The following is a 16,173-nucleotide window of genomic DNA, read 5'->3' as shown; positions in this document are numbered from 1 at the left end:
GGTCAACTGCAAACCGTCAAATTCGCTCAATATCGCGCTGCATCAATCGCATCGCGCCGTAGTGTTGAGTGTCGGTGATTGACCTTGATTGAATCCGTGGCCTAAGCTGCACAGAGATCAAGCACAGGAGAATGCCGAATGAGCGAGGTCGCGGCCACGCCCCTGCCAAACCTATGGGACGACGCGCTCGCCGCCGGGCTCGATGAAGCAGGTCAGCTGCTGTACCGCTCGAACCTTCTCGGAGCCGATCTGCGCATCACCAATTTCGGCGGCGGCAACACGTCGGCCAAGATCGAGATGAAGGATCCGCTGATGCGCGCGAACGTACGCGTGCTCTGGGTCAAAGGGTCAGGAGGCGACATCGGCTCGATGAAGCGCGACGGCTTTTCGACGCTGTACCTCGACAAGCTTGAGAGCCTGAAAGGCCTCTATCGCGGCCTCGCCCATGAGGACGAGATGGTCGCCTTGTTCAATCACTGCACTTTCGATCTTAATCCGCGCGCGACTTCGATCGATACGCCCTTGCACGCCTTCGTATCGCACCGGCATGTCGATCACGTCCACGCCGATGCGGTCATCGCCATTGCTGCCTCGATCGACGCCGAGCGTCTGACTCGTGAGGTTTTCGACGGCAAGCTCGGGTTCCTGCCGTGGCAGCGGCCCGGCTTCGATCTTGGCCTGAAGCTCGGCGAGATGGCTGCGCGTCATCCCGACTATGTCGGCGTGGTCCTCGGCGGCCACGGACTGTTCACATGGGCGGAGACGTCGAAAGCCTGCTACGAGATGACCTTGCGCGTGATTCAGCAGGCCGCCGATTGGCTTGCCGCGCATGAGCAGAAGCCGGCTTTCGGCGGTGGCAACGTGCCAACGGCCACGCCGGAAAAGCGCCGCGCGATCGCGGCCAAGCTGATGCCGCTGATCCGCGGCAAGATCTCCGCGGACGAACGCAAGATAGGCCATTTCACGGACGCGCCGGAGGTGCTGGAGTTCGTCAACTCCAGCGCTCTGGCGAAGCTGGCGCCGCTCGGCACCTCCTGTCCGGATCACTTTCTTCGCACGAAGATCCGGCCGCTGTTGCTGCCCTACGATCCCGTGCGCGACAATCTCGACGAGGTGATCGCTGGCCTCGACGATGTTCTCGCCGCTTACCGGCGCGACTACACCGCGTATTACGAGCGCTGCAAACATCCGGACTCGCCGGCCATGCGCGATCCCAACGCGGTCGTGTATCTCGTTCCCGGAATCGGCATGTTCACCTTTGCCAAGGACAAAGCGACGGCGCGCGTTGCGGGTGAGTTTTACGTCAACGCGATCAACGTCATGCGTGGCGCCTCGGGCGTCAGCGCCTATGTTGGCCTTGCCGATCAGGAGGCCTTCAATATCGAATATTGGCTGCTGGAAGAGGCCAAGCTCCAGCGCATGCCCAAGCCGAAATCGCTCGCCGGGCGGATTGCCTATGTGACCGGCGGCGCCGGCGGCATTGGCGGGGCGACTGCGCAGCGGCTGCTCGGCGAGGGCGCTTGCCTCGTCATTGCGGATATCGACGAGAAGGCGTTGAGTGAGCGCGTCGCGGCGATCACGAAGCGCCATGGGCGCGACGCGGCGATCGGCGTGAAGCTCGATGTGACCGACGAGGCGGCGGTGGTCGCTTCGTTCGAAGAGGCGGCGCGATCCTTTGGAGGTATCGATATCGTCGTCTCGAATGCCGGGATCGCTTCGGCCTCGCCTGTCGAGGACACGAGTCTTGGATTGTGGCAGAAGAACATGGACATTCTCGCCACCGGCTATTTCCTCGTCTCGCGCGAGGCGTTCCGGCTGATGCAGCGCCAGAACATCGGCGGCGCTATCATCTTCGTTGCCTCGAAGAACGGCCTCGCCGCTTCGGCCGGCGCTTCGGCCTATTGCGCCGCCAAGGCGTCGGAGATTCATCTCGCCCGCTGTCTGGCGCTGGAGGGCGCCGTGCATGGCATCCGCGTCAACACGGTCAATCCTGATGCAGTGCTGCGCGGTTCGAAGATCTGGGCGGGTGAGTGGCGCCAGCAGCGCGCGGCGTCCAACAAGGTCACGGAAGACCAGCTCGAGGAAGTCTACCGCCAGCGCTCGATGCTGAAGCTGTCGGTTTTCCCCGAGGATATTGCCGAGGGTATCTACTTCTTCGCGTCCGACCTTTCGGCCAAATCGACCGGCAACATCCTCAATGTCGACGCCGGCAACGCCCAGGCCTTCACGCGATGAGCACGCCGTTCTCGATCTGCGGGGATTTCATCGCCGACCACAATGCGCGGCTCGTAGATGCGACGACCGAGGACTACGAGGCGCTAATGCGTGCACTGGCACGGCATGGGATCGACGCGGAAGCTCTGGTGCAGAAGGTCATGGCCTTCGGCGTCGCCATTCCGACCTGGGGTGTCGGCACAGGGGGGACGCGATTTGCCCGATTTCCGGGGCCGGGTGAGCCCCGCAATGTCTTTGAGAAGATCGACGATTGCGCCGTGATCCAGCGATTGGCGCGGGCAACCCCGACGATCTCGGCGCACATCCCGTGGGACACGGTCGACGACTACAGCGCCTTGCGCGAACAGGCCGCGAGTCACGGCCTTACCTTCGACGCAGTCAACTCCAACACCTTCCAGGATCAGCCAGGGCAAGAGCTCTCGTACAAGTTGGGTTCGCTGTCGCATACCGATGCCCGTGTGCGCGCGCAGGCCATCGCCCGCAACGTCGAATGTATTGAGATCGGCCGCAAGCTCGGTTCGAAGGCGCTGACCGTCTGGATCGCCGACGGCTCGAACTTTGCCGGCCAATCGAATCTGACCAAAGCGCTCGACCGCTATATCGACGCGATGCGTGAGATCGTCGCGGCGCTGCCCGCCGACTGGCGGGTGTTCCTCGAGCACAAGCTTTACGAGCCGGCGTTCTACTCGACCGTGATCTCGGATTGGGGCACGAGTTTTGCGGTCGCGCAGGAGCTCGGACCCAAGGCGTATTGCCTCATCGATCTCGGCCACCATGCGCCGAACGTGAATATCGAGCAGATCGTCGCCCGGCTCGTTCGCTTCAACAAGCTCGCGGGCTTTCATTTCAACGATTCTAAATATGGCGACGACGATCTCGATAGCGGCTCGGTCGAGCCGTTCCGGCTGTTTCTGGTCTTCAACGAGTTGATCGACGCCGAGCGCCGCAAGGCGGAAGGCTTCACGCCCGCCTATATGATAGACCAGTCGCACAATGTGACCGATCCGATCGAGAGTTTGATGCAATCGGCGATCGAGTTGCAGCGCGCCTATGCGCAGGCGCTAATCGTCGATCGCGCAGCGCTTGAAGCGGCGCAAGAGGCCAATGACGCCCTTGGCGCGCATCTCGAATTGAAACACGCCTTCACCACCGACGTTTCGCCGCTCCTCGCTGTCGCGCGCATGCGGGCCGGCGGGGCGATCGCACCAATCGCGGCCTATCGCGCCTCCAGCTATCGGGCCCGAAAGGCGAAGGAACGACCGATCGTCGGCGGGACTTCGGCAGGCATCGTCTAGGGAAGGTGATCCATCGAGACTCTTGGTGATCGTGATTTCCTCCTCGATCAGCAACGTGGGAGCCCGCCTTGAGAAGCTGTAATATCCAACGCTTGGCAGATGCTATGAAGAGGAGAGGCTTCGCACGGAGTTCCTCGGTGGTACCGAGCTTGTTAGGCCCGGCGACCTCAACGTCACCAAGGAGGACGAGCACGTCAAAAGTATTTGGGACAATCGGGTTCGGCAGTTTGAGAGCCGGCATGCAGCCCTGGACGGCCAGCGCATCATCATCAAGGAAATGATTGCGCAACTTCAGTACCAGATACTAGGCGGTGAAGCGCAGGTAAAAGCTTTCAATGCGCAGCTCGGCTCCTTTTCACCATGCAATAGCCGACGCATTCGATCTCAGCCCAAAAACCGTCTCGAACTACCACTGTGCCAGTAAATCGAAGCTCAGCGTTTCTTCCGGTGTTGAGCTCGTGCTTTTTGGGTTGCGAAGTGGCTTGATTACGCAAGTAGAGCAGAGTAGCGCGCGGACGAGGACCAATTCTGATCGCCCCGGGATTCGATGCGTCGCAATCTACTGCCTGGGATTCAGCGCACTGTTCAGGCCATCGCCGATCAGATTGAAGCCGATGACAAGAGCGATGATTGCGAGACCGGGCCAGAATGCCATCCATGGCGCCTCGCCAAGGAATTGCCTGGCAACGTCGAGCATGGCACCCCAAGAGGGAGCCGGGGGCAGTTGACCAAGACCAAGAAAGGCCAGGCTCGCCTCGGCCAAAACTGCAATCGCCATCGTAAGGGTCGCCTGGACAATCGTTGGCGCAAGCACGTTCGGCAGCACTTGCCCGGTCAGGATGGCGAGATGGCCAAGCCCTTGAGCGCGAGCTGCCGCGATGTAGTCCTCAGTGCGGACAACCAGTGTTTCGGCGCGCGCAACGCGGACGAAGATCGGAATCGCGGAAATGCCGATTGCAATCATCGCATTTTGCAGGCTGGGACCCAGGAACGCAGCTAGCGCAATTGCAAGGACGAGAAACGGGCAGGCGAGAAGAGCATCCGCGATGCGCGAGATCACCATGTCAGCGACGCCACCAAAATAGCCAGCAATGAGGCCGAACGGCAGGCCGATCAACACCGCAACAGTTACGGAAACCAAGCCGGCCGCGAGCGACGCCTGTGTTCCGAAGATGACGCGAGATAGAACGTCACGGCCGAGATCATCCGTGCCAAACCAATGCACTGCATTGGGGGCGGCACGAATCGCCATCCAGTCCGGAACATTCGGATCGTAGGGCGCAATCCATGATGCAAACACGGCCAGCACGACAAAGAACAGAATGATCGTGCCGCCGATCACGGCGGACGGTTCGCGTAGCAAGCGGCGAATTTCCGAACGACCGCCCGCGAGCATCTGGGTCGGGGCCGGCCCCGCCTCAATCGTGCTCATGGCCTGAGCCTCGGGTTGAGCAGCACATAAGCCACGTCGGCAATCAGGCTCATCGTCAGGAATACGGCCGCCGTACAGAGCACGACAGCCTGAACCACGGCATAATCACGGCTGAACACCCCATCGACAACCATCTTGCCGAAACCGGGGATCGAAAACACCTGCTCGGTCAAGACCGCACCGGCCAATAGTTCGCCGAACTGCAACGTGCCCAGGGTGACCACCGGAATCAGCGCGTTCGGTAGCGCATGACGCAGGACGATAGTACTTTCGCGGACGCCCTTTGCGCGAGCGGTGCGCACATAGTCCTGCTTCATCGCTTCGATCATCGCGCTGCGAACGTGGCGCATCATGATCGCGGCGGTACCCGTGCCGAGCACCAAAGCAGGCATCAGCATCGAGATCAGATTGCGCCCGACGCTTTCTGATGGCGGAACAAAACCTCCGGCGGGCAGCCAGCCGAGGTTCACCGAGAACAGGAGGATCAGCATGATCCCCAGCCAGAAATGCGGAATGGAAAGTCCAGCGAGCCCGAAAAGACTGGCACCGTAGTCGAGCGGCGTCCCGCGCCCCAGCGCCGCCAGGATTCCGATCGGCAATCCGACAAGCAGCGCCACCAGCATCGACAGGACGGCGAGTTCGAAGGTTACCGGCAATTTTTCCACCAGCATGGTGCCGATCGGCAGTCGCGTCCGGACTGACGTGCCGAAGTCGCCGTGTGCCACTGCCTTCAGCCAAATGGCATATTGCACGGGGATAGGATCATTGAAGCGATACTTCTGCCGAAGATACTCGATAACCTCGGGATTGCGCTCTTCACCTGCCAGCGCCAGCGCCGGGTCGCCGGGAAGCAGCTTCTGCAGACCGAACACCATCATCGACACCAGCAACAAGGTCGGCAGGATGACAGCGAGGCGGCGCAAAAGCAGGGTCTTCATCGGGGTAGACTAGTCCTCACCTGGAGCGGGCGCGCGAGACGTTGAACGTCAGTTCACTGGCTTGACGCCCACCAGGCGCAAGAGCCCGTCTGGCACCATGACGATGCCGCCGACCGATTTGCGTGCAGCAAAGAACCAGTTGGGGTGATAGAGAGGAATCGACGAGAGTGCCGTCAGGTAAATGTCGGTTGCTTTCGCGTAGAGAGCCTTGCGCTTGGCTTCGTCGGCCTCGCCTCGCGCCTGAGCCAGGATCGCATCGAGGTCCTTGTTGCAGTATTTGTTGACGTTCTGGGAGCCTGCGCAACTGAAGAATGCGACCAGGGTCGGGTCCGGGTCGGCACGGCCGCTCCAGTTGCCGATGTAGGCTTCAAAATTGCCGTTCAAGTAGCGCTCGATGGCAGTGGTCGTTTCCATAGGCAGAAGCCTTACGTCGAAGCCGGCCTCGGACGCCATCGACTGCATGATCTGTGCGACCCGGGCGTCACCGGCCGTATTCTCGTACTGAATCTCGATCGGGACGCGGGTCATTCCGGCTGCGGCAATCAACGCCTTGGCTTTGGCAACGTCGCGAGCCGGCGCCTTGTGTGCTGTATCGTAGAACGGAGATGACGGCGGGATCATCTGATTGTCCGCCAGGAACTCGCCGTTGAAGGCAACGCGATTGATGATGTTGCGATCGATCGCGAGCTCAAAGGCCTGCCGCAGCGTCGCGTTCTTGCCGAGTGGCGTATCGGCCTTCGCGCCTGCGCCGACATTGAACATCAGATGGGCAACCGCAAGTCCCTGGCCGGAATGGAGTGTGAGGTTGGGGTCGTCGCGCACGGTCTTGAGATCGGTGGGCGCGACACGTTCCGCGAGCTCAAGATCGCCCGCTCGTACCCGCGACAATCGCACGGTCGAGTCGGGCACGTAGTAGTAGACGACTTCGTCGTAGCCGACAGCACCTGCGTTCCAGTAGCCGGGATACTTCTTGAGACGAATGAGGTCACGCGACTTGCGCTCGACAAATTGATACGGACCCGCACAGACTGGCGCTGCTGCGAATTCGCCGGCTTTCTCCGTGGCGGCCTTGGGCGATACCATCATGCCGGCACGATCGCTGAGATTGGCGAGCAGCGGCACGAATGGTTCCGACAGGTTGAACCTGACCTTGTCCGCCGCAAGGGCCTCGACGCTCACGATCGGCGCCAGTTCGGCCTTCCGCTTCGAATCCGGCATCGTCTTCATGCGCTCGATGTTGAACTTGACCGCCGTCGCATCAAACGCGGCGCCATCGTGGAACGTGACGTTCTTGCGCAGCGTAAAGGTGATCGACTTGCCGTCGGCGGCCCATTCCCAGGCCTCTGCCAGTTGCGGCACGATCTTGAGGTCGGCGGAAATATCGACAAGTTTGTCGCAAAGCGCTGCAAACACGAACCGGCCGGAATAGGTGCCGCTGAGTGCCGGGTCGAGTGCATCGGGATCGTCCTGAATGCCGACCCGCAATGTTGCAGCATGCGCCGAGACCAGGCTCGACCCGATCACCAGAATTGCCGCCAACGCCGTGCCCATCCGCTTCATACGGAATTCCTTTCGTCCAAGGCTTCTCTACCGAGCCTCTGCTGTCGAAGGAGAAGACAAGCACATTGAACCCAATTTGTAAACATCGCGAACGAATTAGACTTTGGTGTGTAATGACGTCGTATGAAAGTTGCCATTTGCGGTGACAAAGGTACCTATATTCCCTCTTGACGGACGGGCTGAGTCCTTATTAGTTCGGTATACTGACGAATTGGATTAAGCTCTATGCCAGACGCCCCCTCGTCGCCCGTTGCGCGACAACAGTCCGTGCGCCTCGTCGTCGAGCGCCTGTTGCGCGACCGAGCGGTCTCGCGCGCCGAGCTCTCCCGCAGCACAGGCCTGTCCAAACAGACAATTTCGGAAGTCATGCGCGACCTCGAACGCGACGGCTGGGTGCGCGAGGACGGGCAAATCCAGGGCAGTGTGGGGAGAAGTGCGGTCACCTATGCGTTGCGGCCCGACGCCGCTTTCGTGCTGGGCGTCGACCTTGGAGGCACGAAACTGCACGTCGCGCTTGCCGACCTGCAGGGCGAGATCGTCGCCGAGAGCATCGAGCCGACGTCCGGCGACGGTGGTGCTGCCGTGGTGGCTCAGATCGGGCGCATGCAAGAGTCTCTGCTCCAGCGTGCGGCTGTACCCGCGCAACGTCTGCGCGGCGGCGTGATGGGAAGCCCGGGCATCATCGATCCGGTGTCGGGCAGCATTGTCATCGCGCCCAATATCCCCGGACTTGATAGCCTGGATGTGCGGGCTGCATTGCGCGAGCGACTTGGTATCGACGTGGCGATCGAGAACGACGTCAATCTTGCCGCGATCGGCGAGCACTGGCGCGGTAACAGCCGCAGGGCCCGCAGCTTCGCTTTCATCGCCGTCGGCACCGGTATCGGCATGGGCATCTTCTCGGACGGCTATCTTGTGCGCGGCGCACGTGGCGCGGCGGGCGAGATTGCCTACCTGCCACTTGGCGGCGACCCCTTCGATACGCGCGGTCTTCGGTTGGGTACGCTGGAGACGGCCATCGGCAGCGTCGGGATTGTCGAGCGCTACCTCGGACTTGGTGGCGTCCCGGGCGGCACAGTGCGTGATGTCTTCGACAGGCTCGAGATTGATGAAGCGGCGCGAATAACAATCGACGAAGTCAGTCGCATCCTTGCGAGTGCGATTCTGGCCGTGCACAGCATTCTCGATTCAGAGATCATTATTTTGGGGGGCAGCATCGGCGCGCGGCCCGAGTTGAAGCTGCGGATCGATGAGTATCTCGGACGGTGCATGCGCGCGCCCGTTCGTATCGAGCTCAGTACGCTCGGCAATCGTGCCACGCTGATCGGCGCAGTCGGCAGTGCGATAGACCTCGTGCACCGCTCGCTTTTTGGCATTGATGCGGGCCCGCTAGCCCTTCCCGCGGTGACGGCAGATGTTGCGGCATGACAGAATACCCGCCGAGAATTGAGATTGTCGGCAATGCGGATGCCGTCGCGGAGCGCGCTGCCGCAATCGTCGGCATCCAGCTGCGCAATCGACGGCCGATTACTCTTGGTCTTGCGACCGGGGCAACAATGACGCCGCTCTATGCCCGTCTTGTCGCGGCAACCCGTGCTGGCCTGATCTCATTCCACGCGGCATCAAGCTTCAACCTGGACGAATATGTCGGCGTCGCGCCCCGATCGCCGGGAAGCTTCCATGCCTACATGCAGGAGCATTTGTTTCGGCACGTGGATATGCCCGCCGAGAGAGCCCAGATCCCTGACGGCATGGTCAACGATGTCGCCAGCGAAGCCGCACGCTACGAGGCGCAAATCGCGGCAGCCGGCGGCATCGACCTGCTGCTGCTCGGCATCGGCACCAATGGCCACATCGGCTTCAATGAGCCGGGTTCGGATTTCGCCTCGCGCACCCGCGAGATCAGGCTCGACGAGGCGACCCGCACTGCCAATGCCGGGAGCTTTCTCGATCTCACATCTGTTCCTCGACGTGCGATCACGATGGGGATCGCGACAATCCTCGACGCAAAGAGGATCCTTCTGATTGCAACGGGACCGGAGAAGGCGGCGGCAGTCGCAGCGGCGATCGAGGGCCCCATTGGGACGGATTGCCCCGCATCGGCACTTCGGCTGCATGGCAACGTCGACGTTCTCTGCGATGAATCGGCGGCCGCCGCGCTTGTGAATCGGCCTCATACCAACGATCGGAGACGGGCATGAGCTGGGGACAGCGCGATTTCATGGTGCCAGGACGTTCCTTGGCGGTCGGCGACCGGGGCATGGTCGCGGCCTCTCACCCGGCCGTCTCGCTGGCGGCGGTCGAAATCCTGCGTAGCGGCGGCAACGCCGTCGACGCCGCAATTGCTGCGATCGCCCTTCAGGGCGTTATCGATCCGCACATGACCGGCATCGGTGGTGACTGTTTTGCGATCTATGCTCCCGCCTCAGGTAAACCCGTCGCCATCAATGGTTCAGGCAGAGCGCCGGCGAAGGCAGAGTCGGGTTGGTTCCGGCAGTTGGGCTTGGCGTCGATTCCTGATGACTCGCCTCACGCCGTCACAGTCCCGGGGGCGGTCGATGCCTGGTGCCGATTCTCCGCCGATTATGGTTCAAAGGGCCTGGACGAGATATTGGCACCCGCGATCCGCGCGGCTGAGAACGGCTTCGTGGTTACTCCGCGCGCCGCCTTGGACTGGGCGCGCTATGCCGATCGCGTCGAACGGCATCAGACGGGTGTGCCGGTTTATCTGCCCGGCGGCGCCGCGCCCGTCGTCGGCGGCAAGCTCAACCATCCGGCACTCGGCGCAACGTTGCGCCGGATCGCACGTGAAGGGCGGTCTGCCTTCTACGACGGGGCTGTCGCCGAGGAAATCGTCTCAATCTTGAAGGCGATGGGCGGACTGATGGAGCTCGAGGATCTAGTGAGTGCCCGTTCGGAATACGTGGCGCCGATCTGTGCTGACTACCGTGATCATCAAATCTGGCAATGCCCGCCGAACGGGCAGGGCGTGGCAGCGCTTTTGATCGCCCGAATCCTTGCCGGTTTCGATATGGCCGATCCGGCGCTCGGCGAGGCGGACCGCATCCATCTCCTGGCCGAGGCGACCAAGGCGGCCTATCGGCAGCGCGATGCGCTCGTCGCGGATCCCTCTTTCCGTCCGTTCGATATCGACTCGCTGCTCTCCGAGGGATCAGTCGCGACCTTGCGCTCTCGCATCAGGCGCGAGCGTGCGAGCGCACCGACAGACTTCGACATGCCTGTTCATCGTGATACCGCCTACGTTGCGGTCGCGGATCGCGACGGCAACATGGTGTCTCTCATCAATTCGCTGTTCTTCGCGTTCGGGAGCGGCATCTACGCTCCTCGCTCCGGCGTGCTGTTGCAGAACCGAGGCTCGGGATTCTCGCTGGTCGACGGGCATCCCAATGCCATCGCGCCACGAAAGCGCCCGTTCCACACGATTATTCCGGGTCTGCTCGCCAGGCATGACAGGCCGGTCATGGCTTTTGGCGTGATGGGCGGGCAATATCAGGCGACAGGACATGCGCAGATCATCAGTGGCATGCTCGACCGTGGTTTGGACATTCAACAGTCCTCGGATGCACCGCGCAGCTTTGCATTCGACGGCGCGCTGACGCTCGAACCCACGATTCCTGCATCCGTGGCCGATGATTTGCGCGGTCGCGGCCATCGCCTGATCTGGGCGGACGAACCGTTGGGAGGATGTCAGGCCGTGCATATCGATGCGTCCCGAGGTGTCATGTTCGGGGCGTCGGATCATCGGAAGGACGGCATCGCGTTGGCGGCGTGACCAGGACGAGGGAGGATCGCGATGTTTGATCGGTCAAAATGAATGACATAGTCGAACCGATCTTGTCGATTGAACAGCTGACGCTGGCGCTACCCGCTGGCGCAGATCGTAGCTTTGCCGTCGAAGACGTCTCCTTAGCCTTGCACGCGCGAGAGATACTCTGTGTTGTCGGAGAGTCCGGCTCCGGCAAATCAGTCTGCGCCTCTGCCGCGATGGGTCTGCTGCCGCCAGCTATTCGTCCAGTCGCCGGGGCCATTCGGTTCGAAGGGCGCGATTTGCTGAGGCTGGCGCCCCCGGAATGGCGGGCGCTGCGTGGGCGGCGTATCGCGATGATCTTCCAGGAGCCGATGACGGCGCTTAATCCTGTTATCCGGATCGGTGATCAAATCACGGAGGCGTTCGAGGCCCACGGGCAGCTTACGCCGCCTGAACGTCAGCAGCGGATGCGCGCCCTCCTCGAGGAGGTGGGCTTGCGTGACCTGGAGCGGATCATCCGCAGCTATCCGCATCAATTGTCAGGCGGACAACGGCAGCGCGCCATGATCGCAATGGCATTGGCGCTCGAGCCGTCGGTTCTGGTGGCAGACGAACCGACCACTGCGCTTGACGTCACTACGCAAGCGCAAATCCTACGGCTCATCCGCGACATCCAGCAGCGGCGCGGCATGGCGGTGCTTTTCATTACGCACGATTTCGGCGTCGTCGCCGACATCGCGGACCGCGTCGCGGTCATGGAGAAGGGGCGGGTTGTCGAAGAGGGGCCGGTCGAAGACGTGCTAAGGCGCCCGCGGGATTCCTATACACGCCGGCTGCTCGCCGCCGTACCCGGCGGGGTTCCGCCAGTGCGGGCGCAAGTCACGGATGAACCGATTGCCTGCGCCACAACCGGACTTGCGAAGACCTATCGAGGTGGAGCGTGGTTCGGAGCGCAGACCGAGGTCGCGGCCGTCAAGGACGTGAGCTTCGATATCCGGCGCGGCGAGACACTCGGCCTCGTCGGGGAATCGGGCTCGGGCAAGAGCACGATCGGACGATTGGTAATGCGTCTCACCGACGCCGATGCAGGGGTGGTCCGCATCGGCGAACTTGATTTCTCCAAGGCTCGTGGAGCCCGCTTGCGGGCCGCTCGCAAACACATACAAATGGTTTTCCAGGATCCATTCGCCTCGCTCAATCCGCGTCGCCGTGTCGGACGAATCATTGCCGATGGTCCGATTGCGCACGGCGTTTCGCGAGCACAGGCCTTGGCACGTGCCGAGGAGCTTTTGGCCCTCGTTGGTCTCGATCCCGCCGCGGCGCGCCGCTTTCCGCATGAATTTTCCGGTGGGCAGCGCCAGCGGATCGGCATCGCACGCGCGCTGGCGCTCGACCCCGAAGTGTTGGTCGCGGACGAGCCGGTGTCGGCGCTCGACGTCTCAGTGCAGGCGCAGGTGCTCGCCCTGCTGGAGACGTTGAAGGAGCGGCTGCGACTGGCGGTGCTGTTCATCACCCACGATCTCAACGTTGCGGCCCAAGTCTGCGATCGAATCGCCGTCATGCGCCTTGGCGAAATCGTCGAGATCAGGCCGACCGCAGATCTGCTCAATCGTCCTGAGCATCCTTATACACAGGCATTGCTGGCCGCGATTCCGGGGCGGCAACGCGGAGCGCCGAACTGATTTAAGCCCGTATCACCATCGAAGGAGGCCTGAATGCAGAAGCTCACCGAACTTCCGACATTGCGCGTCGGGCTCATCGGTAGTGGTTTCATCGCCGCATTCCATCTGCAGTCCATGCTCGGCGTACGCAATGTCAGTGTCGGCGGCGTATACAGCCGCTCTGCCGAGCGTCGTGCGCGTATCGCGGAAAAGGCGCGCAGTTTTGGTCTGGGGCCGGCGCATGTGTTCGACAGCATCGAGGCGATGGCCTCGTCTGGCGAGGTCGACGCGCTTTGGCTGCTGACGCCAAACGACACCCGCCTGGACATTATGCGCGAAATTCACCGCGTGACGAAGGCCGGAGCTCCTTTGCGCGCCGTTGCATGCGAAAAGCCGCTGGCCCGCACGCTTGCCGAGGCACGGGAGATGCGCAGGCTCGCCGAAGATGCAGGCTTGCTTCACGGCTATCTCGAGAACCAGATATTTTCGACCGCGGTGATGCGCGGCAAGGACATCATTTGGCGCCGGGCCGTGCCTGGGAGCGGTCGCCCTTATCTCGCTCGTGCGGCAGAGGAGCATTCCGGGCCGCACGAACCGTGGTTCTGGCAAGGCGAAAAGCAGGGCGGCGGCGTGCTTTCCGACATGATGTGCCATTCGGTCGAAGTCGCACGCTTCATGCTGACCGCTCCCGGTGCGAGGCGCGAGTCCTTGCGGTTGGTCAGCGCCAGCGCCACAACGGCCAATCTCAAATGGACGCGGCCCCGCTATGCCGCCGATCTCAAGGCGCGAATGGGCGTCGATTTCGCCAAGCGTCCTGTCGAGGATTTCGCGCGCGGCATCATCACGATGGAAGATGCCGACGGACATCAACTGATGATCGAGGCGACGACCTCATGGGCCTATGTCGGCGCCGGGCTGCGCATCCAGCTCGAATTGCTGGGCCCCGAATATTCGATGGAGTTTTCGTCGCTTTCGACTGGGCTGAAGGTCTTCCTGTCACGCACGCTGACCGGGTCGGAAGGCGAGGATCTCGTCGAGAAGCAGAATGCCGAACACGGCCTGATGCCCGTGGTCGAGGACGAAGCTGGCATCTATGGTTACACGGACGAAAACCGTCATATGGTCGAAGCGTTCAGGCTTGGTGCGAACCCGACTGAGACCTTCGATGACGGAGTCGGGGTTATGGAAATGCTTATGGGTCTCTATCGTTCCGCGGAGCTTGGCCGGACCGTGCATTTTCCGGATCCCGAGCTCGAACATTACGTGCCGGTGGTGGCTCGGTGACCGCAGCGCATCAGCGTGAGGGCGCTGGGTGAGATCCGATCCGGATGCACTGGAGATCGCTGTGCGCAGCGGTCGAGGTCATCAAGGCCGTTCATCGCCGGACTCCCCCGCGGATGGAAAGCGAACATGTGGTCTGCGAGCCGCGGAATGAGGCGAGCCTGAGAAGGCGCCTAGCCGGCTATTCTCGGCGGGAGGCCTCTGGCCGTGATCTCCGCTGAAAGCTCCTCGATGGTCTTGCGCTGCTCCATGGCCGCTTTGCGGATCAGCGCGAAGGCGGCCGGCTCGGAGAGGGCATGAGAATGCATCACCTGGAGGACCGCGGCGAGCACGACGCGGCGTGACCGCAGACGCTGCTCGAGCTTGACGACCTGCTGCTTCAGCTCATTGGTGCGTTCGTTGCGCTCGAACGCCATGACCAGCGCCGCGTAAATGCCGGCCGAGCGCAATGGCTTGATCAGGAACGACGCCGGATCGAGCTCGAACACCAGCTTCAGTCGGCTGGGCGTCTCGGTGCCGAGCAGGGCGATGACCGGGCAGCGTCCCAGCATCGTGCGTTGAGCCGGCTGCGCCAGGGGCAGGAACTCGTCGTCGATCAGTGCCACGTCGGGAGAGACGTCGAGCGCCGCTCCGGCTCCCCATGCGACGCTGTCGATCCCGAGACGTTCGAATTGCCGCCGCACGATCGACGCGTCGCGGTCGTCCTTGATGGCCAACAGTGCCTTGCGGCCGCGCAGCGAAAATGAAGATGGTCTGCTCATTTTACAACCCGCAGATGCGGCGCATTCGGCAATGCGCCGCCCACCGAGGCCTCCCTCGAGGGGCTGACGGCAACGTCGAGCTGCGTCAGGTAAGGATCAGGCTTAACAGGCGCGTCGGCCTCCCAGAAGATATCAAACTGTCCCTGCCGATTGGATACGGCCAACCGCGGTGTAAGGACGCAATGGTTGTTGCCGCCGTCAATCCAGACCGGTCCTTGCGGCGAATTGTAGCGGTGGCCCGCCGCGGCGCGCCTGACTTCGCCGATATCGGACGTGCCGGCGCGCTGCAACGCGCGCGCAAGCAGATAAACGGCGACGTAGGCGGATTGCCCGTCGACGGAGGGGCTGCTGTCTTCACCATAACGCGCTTTCCATCGTGCGACGAAGGAGAGGTTCTCCGGCAGCTGTATGCTTTCGAAATAGGCGGACGACGTAATGCAACCGGCGGATGCCGGTCCGACGATCGAAAGTTCCGGCTCGCACAGGCTGCAACTTAGCATGGGAATCTCAAGACCTGCAGCCTCGGTGCCGGCATGGAAGGCGCGGATGAAGTCGTAGCTCGAGCTTCCGACGAGTGTGTTGAACACGATCGGCGGTTTCTTGCGGACGATCTCGTCGACGATGTGCCCGACGGCGCTTTCGCCCAGCTCGAGCAGCCGTTCGGCGAGGATGTGGCCATCCGCTGCGCTGACCAGTTCCCGGGTGACGCGGTTGGTTTCCCACGTCCAGACGTAGTTCGAGCCGACGCAGAATATCTCTCGCGACAGATTGTCGAGGACATAACGGATGAGCGGCAGGACATTGTGATTGGGCGATGCGCCGACGTAGATGACGTTGTCTGAGCACTCGAAGCCTTCGTAACGCGCTGGATACCAGAGCAGCCGGTCAGTGCGCTCCACGATCGGCAGGACTTGTTTGCGCGACGCCGACGTGTAGCAGCCGATGATGTGCTCGACGCCGACGTTGCGAATGAGGTCGTCACAGACCGTGTGATATTCAGACACGATGCCGCGGGGGTCGCGGACATGAGCAGTAATCGAGAAATCGAACGCGGCCTGGTTGTTGATCTCGTCGACCGCCATCATGGCGCTCTTGAGGATTTCGCGGCCCATGGCTTGGTAAGGCCCGGATTGCGAACAGATAATGCCAACGGGAACGGACGGTTTTGTCATTGACAGCTTTCGGCAGCACAGCGCGAAGATGAAACCATCATCGGTGATGACAGCGCAAGTGGGCTGCCA

The 16,173-nt window shown here is 62.0% G+C and carries 12 protein-coding genes; 7 read left to right on the top strand and 5 right to left on the bottom strand.

What is annotated here, in order from left to right:
* The first annotated feature begins 138 nt into the window (after positions 1–138).
* Both K3F49_RS11140 and rhaI read left to right on the top strand, forming a co-directional pair.
* The gene (locus K3F49_RS11140) at positions 139–2,235 is read left to right on the top strand and encodes a bifunctional rhamnulose-1-phosphate aldolase/short-chain dehydrogenase (RefSeq protein WP_234680970.1); all 2,097 of its coding nucleotides are present in this window, start codon (positions 139–141) and stop codon (positions 2,233–2,235) included.
* Entirely contained in the window at positions 2,232–3,530 is a 1,299-nt protein-coding gene (gene rhaI, locus K3F49_RS11135) for an L-rhamnose catabolism isomerase (RefSeq protein ID WP_234680969.1), read from the top strand. The genes K3F49_RS11140 and rhaI overlap by 4 nt, the downstream gene beginning before the upstream one ends.
* 559 nt (positions 3,531–4,089) lie before the next feature.
* Here rhaI and K3F49_RS11130 read toward each other — a convergent pair.
* The 3 genes from K3F49_RS11130 to K3F49_RS11120 are packed head-to-tail and all read right to left on the bottom strand — an operon-like array spanning position 4,090 to position 7,460.
* A complete protein-coding gene (locus tag K3F49_RS11130; RefSeq protein ID WP_234680968.1) occupies positions 4,090–4,926 on the bottom strand; it encodes an ABC transporter permease in 837 nt (278 codons plus the stop codon).
* Between the two features lie 32 nt (positions 4,927–4,958).
* On the bottom strand, positions 4,959–5,900 hold the full coding sequence (locus K3F49_RS11125; protein ID WP_234680967.1) for an ABC transporter permease: 942 nt from the start codon (positions 5,898–5,900) through the stop codon (positions 4,959–4,961).
* 48 nt (positions 5,901–5,948) lie between these two features.
* Positions 5,949–7,460, bottom strand: a complete 1,512-nt coding sequence (locus tag K3F49_RS11120; protein ID WP_234680966.1) for an ABC transporter substrate-binding protein — start codon at positions 7,458–7,460, stop codon at positions 5,949–5,951.
* A gap of 267 nt (positions 7,461–7,727) precedes the next feature.
* Between K3F49_RS11120 and K3F49_RS11115 the strand changes: the two genes are divergently transcribed.
* The 5 genes from K3F49_RS11115 to K3F49_RS11095 are packed head-to-tail and all read left to right on the top strand — an operon-like array spanning position 7,728 to position 14,174.
* Positions 7,728–8,888 (top strand): ROK family protein, encoded by a 1,161-nt coding sequence (locus tag K3F49_RS11115; protein ID WP_234680965.1) that lies wholly within the window; start codon positions 7,728–7,730, stop codon positions 8,886–8,888.
* Positions 8,885–9,661, top strand: coding sequence for a glucosamine-6-phosphate deaminase (gene nagB, locus K3F49_RS11110; protein ID WP_234680964.1), 777 nt, complete (start codon positions 8,885–8,887; stop codon positions 9,659–9,661). Before K3F49_RS11115 ends, nagB begins: the two co-directional genes overlap by 4 nt.
* Complete coding sequence (gene ggt / locus K3F49_RS11105; protein ID WP_234680963.1) at positions 9,658–11,253, top strand: gamma-glutamyltransferase; 1,596 nt, start codon at positions 9,658–9,660, stop codon at positions 11,251–11,253. The genes nagB and ggt overlap by 4 nt, the downstream gene beginning before the upstream one ends.
* A gap of 38 nt (positions 11,254–11,291) precedes the next feature.
* Positions 11,292–12,911 carry an ABC transporter ATP-binding protein gene (locus K3F49_RS11100; RefSeq protein ID WP_234680962.1) on the top strand — a complete coding sequence of 540 codons (1,620 nt, stop codon included), beginning with the start codon at positions 11,292–11,294 and terminating at the stop codon, positions 12,909–12,911.
* A 33-nt stretch (positions 12,912–12,944) separates the two neighbouring features.
* Positions 12,945–14,174 (top strand): Gfo/Idh/MocA family protein, encoded by a 1,230-nt coding sequence (locus K3F49_RS11095; RefSeq protein ID WP_234680961.1) that lies wholly within the window; start codon positions 12,945–12,947, stop codon positions 14,172–14,174.
* A gap of 170 nt (positions 14,175–14,344) precedes the next feature.
* Here the strand turns inward: K3F49_RS11095 and K3F49_RS11090 are convergent, their stop codons facing one another.
* Together K3F49_RS11090 and K3F49_RS11085 are read right to left on the bottom strand one after the other, a co-directional pair.
* The gene (locus K3F49_RS11090) at positions 14,345–14,887 is read right to left on the bottom strand and encodes an ANTAR domain-containing response regulator (RefSeq protein WP_234680960.1); all 543 of its coding nucleotides are present in this window, start codon (positions 14,885–14,887) and stop codon (positions 14,345–14,347) included.
* Between the two features lie 41 nt (positions 14,888–14,928).
* Positions 14,929–16,104, bottom strand: coding sequence for a transporter substrate-binding domain-containing protein (locus tag K3F49_RS11085; RefSeq protein WP_276575367.1), 1,176 nt, complete (start codon positions 16,102–16,104; stop codon positions 14,929–14,931).
* Between the last annotated feature and the right edge of the window lie 69 nt (positions 16,105–16,173).

Origin of the sequence: Bradyrhizobium monzae, from assembly GCF_021458635.1 — a bacterium.
Taxonomy (GTDB): domain Bacteria; phylum Pseudomonadota; class Alphaproteobacteria; order Rhizobiales; family Xanthobacteraceae; genus Bradyrhizobium.
This window is presented reverse-complemented; position numbering and strand designations above follow the sequence as displayed.

What these genes read in the sequence shown, in the direction of transcription:
- K3F49_RS11140 (WP_234680970.1), top strand. Translation starts at nt 139, where the DNA reads ATGAGCGAGGTCGCGGCCACGCCCCTGCCAAACCTATGGGACGACGCG.
- K3F49_RS11125 (WP_234680967.1), bottom strand. Translation starts at nt 5,900, where the DNA reads ATGAAGACCCTGCTTTTGCGCCGCCTCGCTGTCATCCTGCCGACCTTG.
- K3F49_RS11120 (WP_234680966.1), bottom strand. Translation starts at nt 7,460, where the DNA reads ATGAAGCGGATGGGCACGGCGTTGGCGGCAATTCTGGTGATCGGGTCG.
- ggt (WP_234680963.1), top strand. Translation starts at nt 9,658, where the DNA reads ATGAGCTGGGGACAGCGCGATTTCATGGTGCCAGGACGTTCCTTGGCG.
- K3F49_RS11095 (WP_234680961.1), top strand. Translation starts at nt 12,945, where the DNA reads ATGCAGAAGCTCACCGAACTTCCGACATTGCGCGTCGGGCTCATCGGT.
- K3F49_RS11085 (WP_276575367.1), bottom strand. Translation starts at nt 16,104, where the DNA reads ATGACAAAACCGTCCGTTCCCGTTGGCATTATCTGTTCGCAATCCGGG.
- nagB (WP_234680964.1), top strand. Translation starts at nt 8,885, where the DNA reads ATGACAGAATACCCGCCGAGAATTGAGATTGTCGGCAATGCGGATGCC.
- rhaI (WP_234680969.1), top strand. Translation starts at nt 2,232, where the DNA reads ATGAGCACGCCGTTCTCGATCTGCGGGGATTTCATCGCCGACCACAAT.
- K3F49_RS11100 (WP_234680962.1), top strand. Translation starts at nt 11,292, where the DNA reads ATGAATGACATAGTCGAACCGATCTTGTCGATTGAACAGCTGACGCTG.
- K3F49_RS11130 (WP_234680968.1), bottom strand. Translation starts at nt 4,926, where the DNA reads ATGCTCGCGGGCGGTCGTTCGGAAATTCGCCGCTTGCTACGCGAACCG.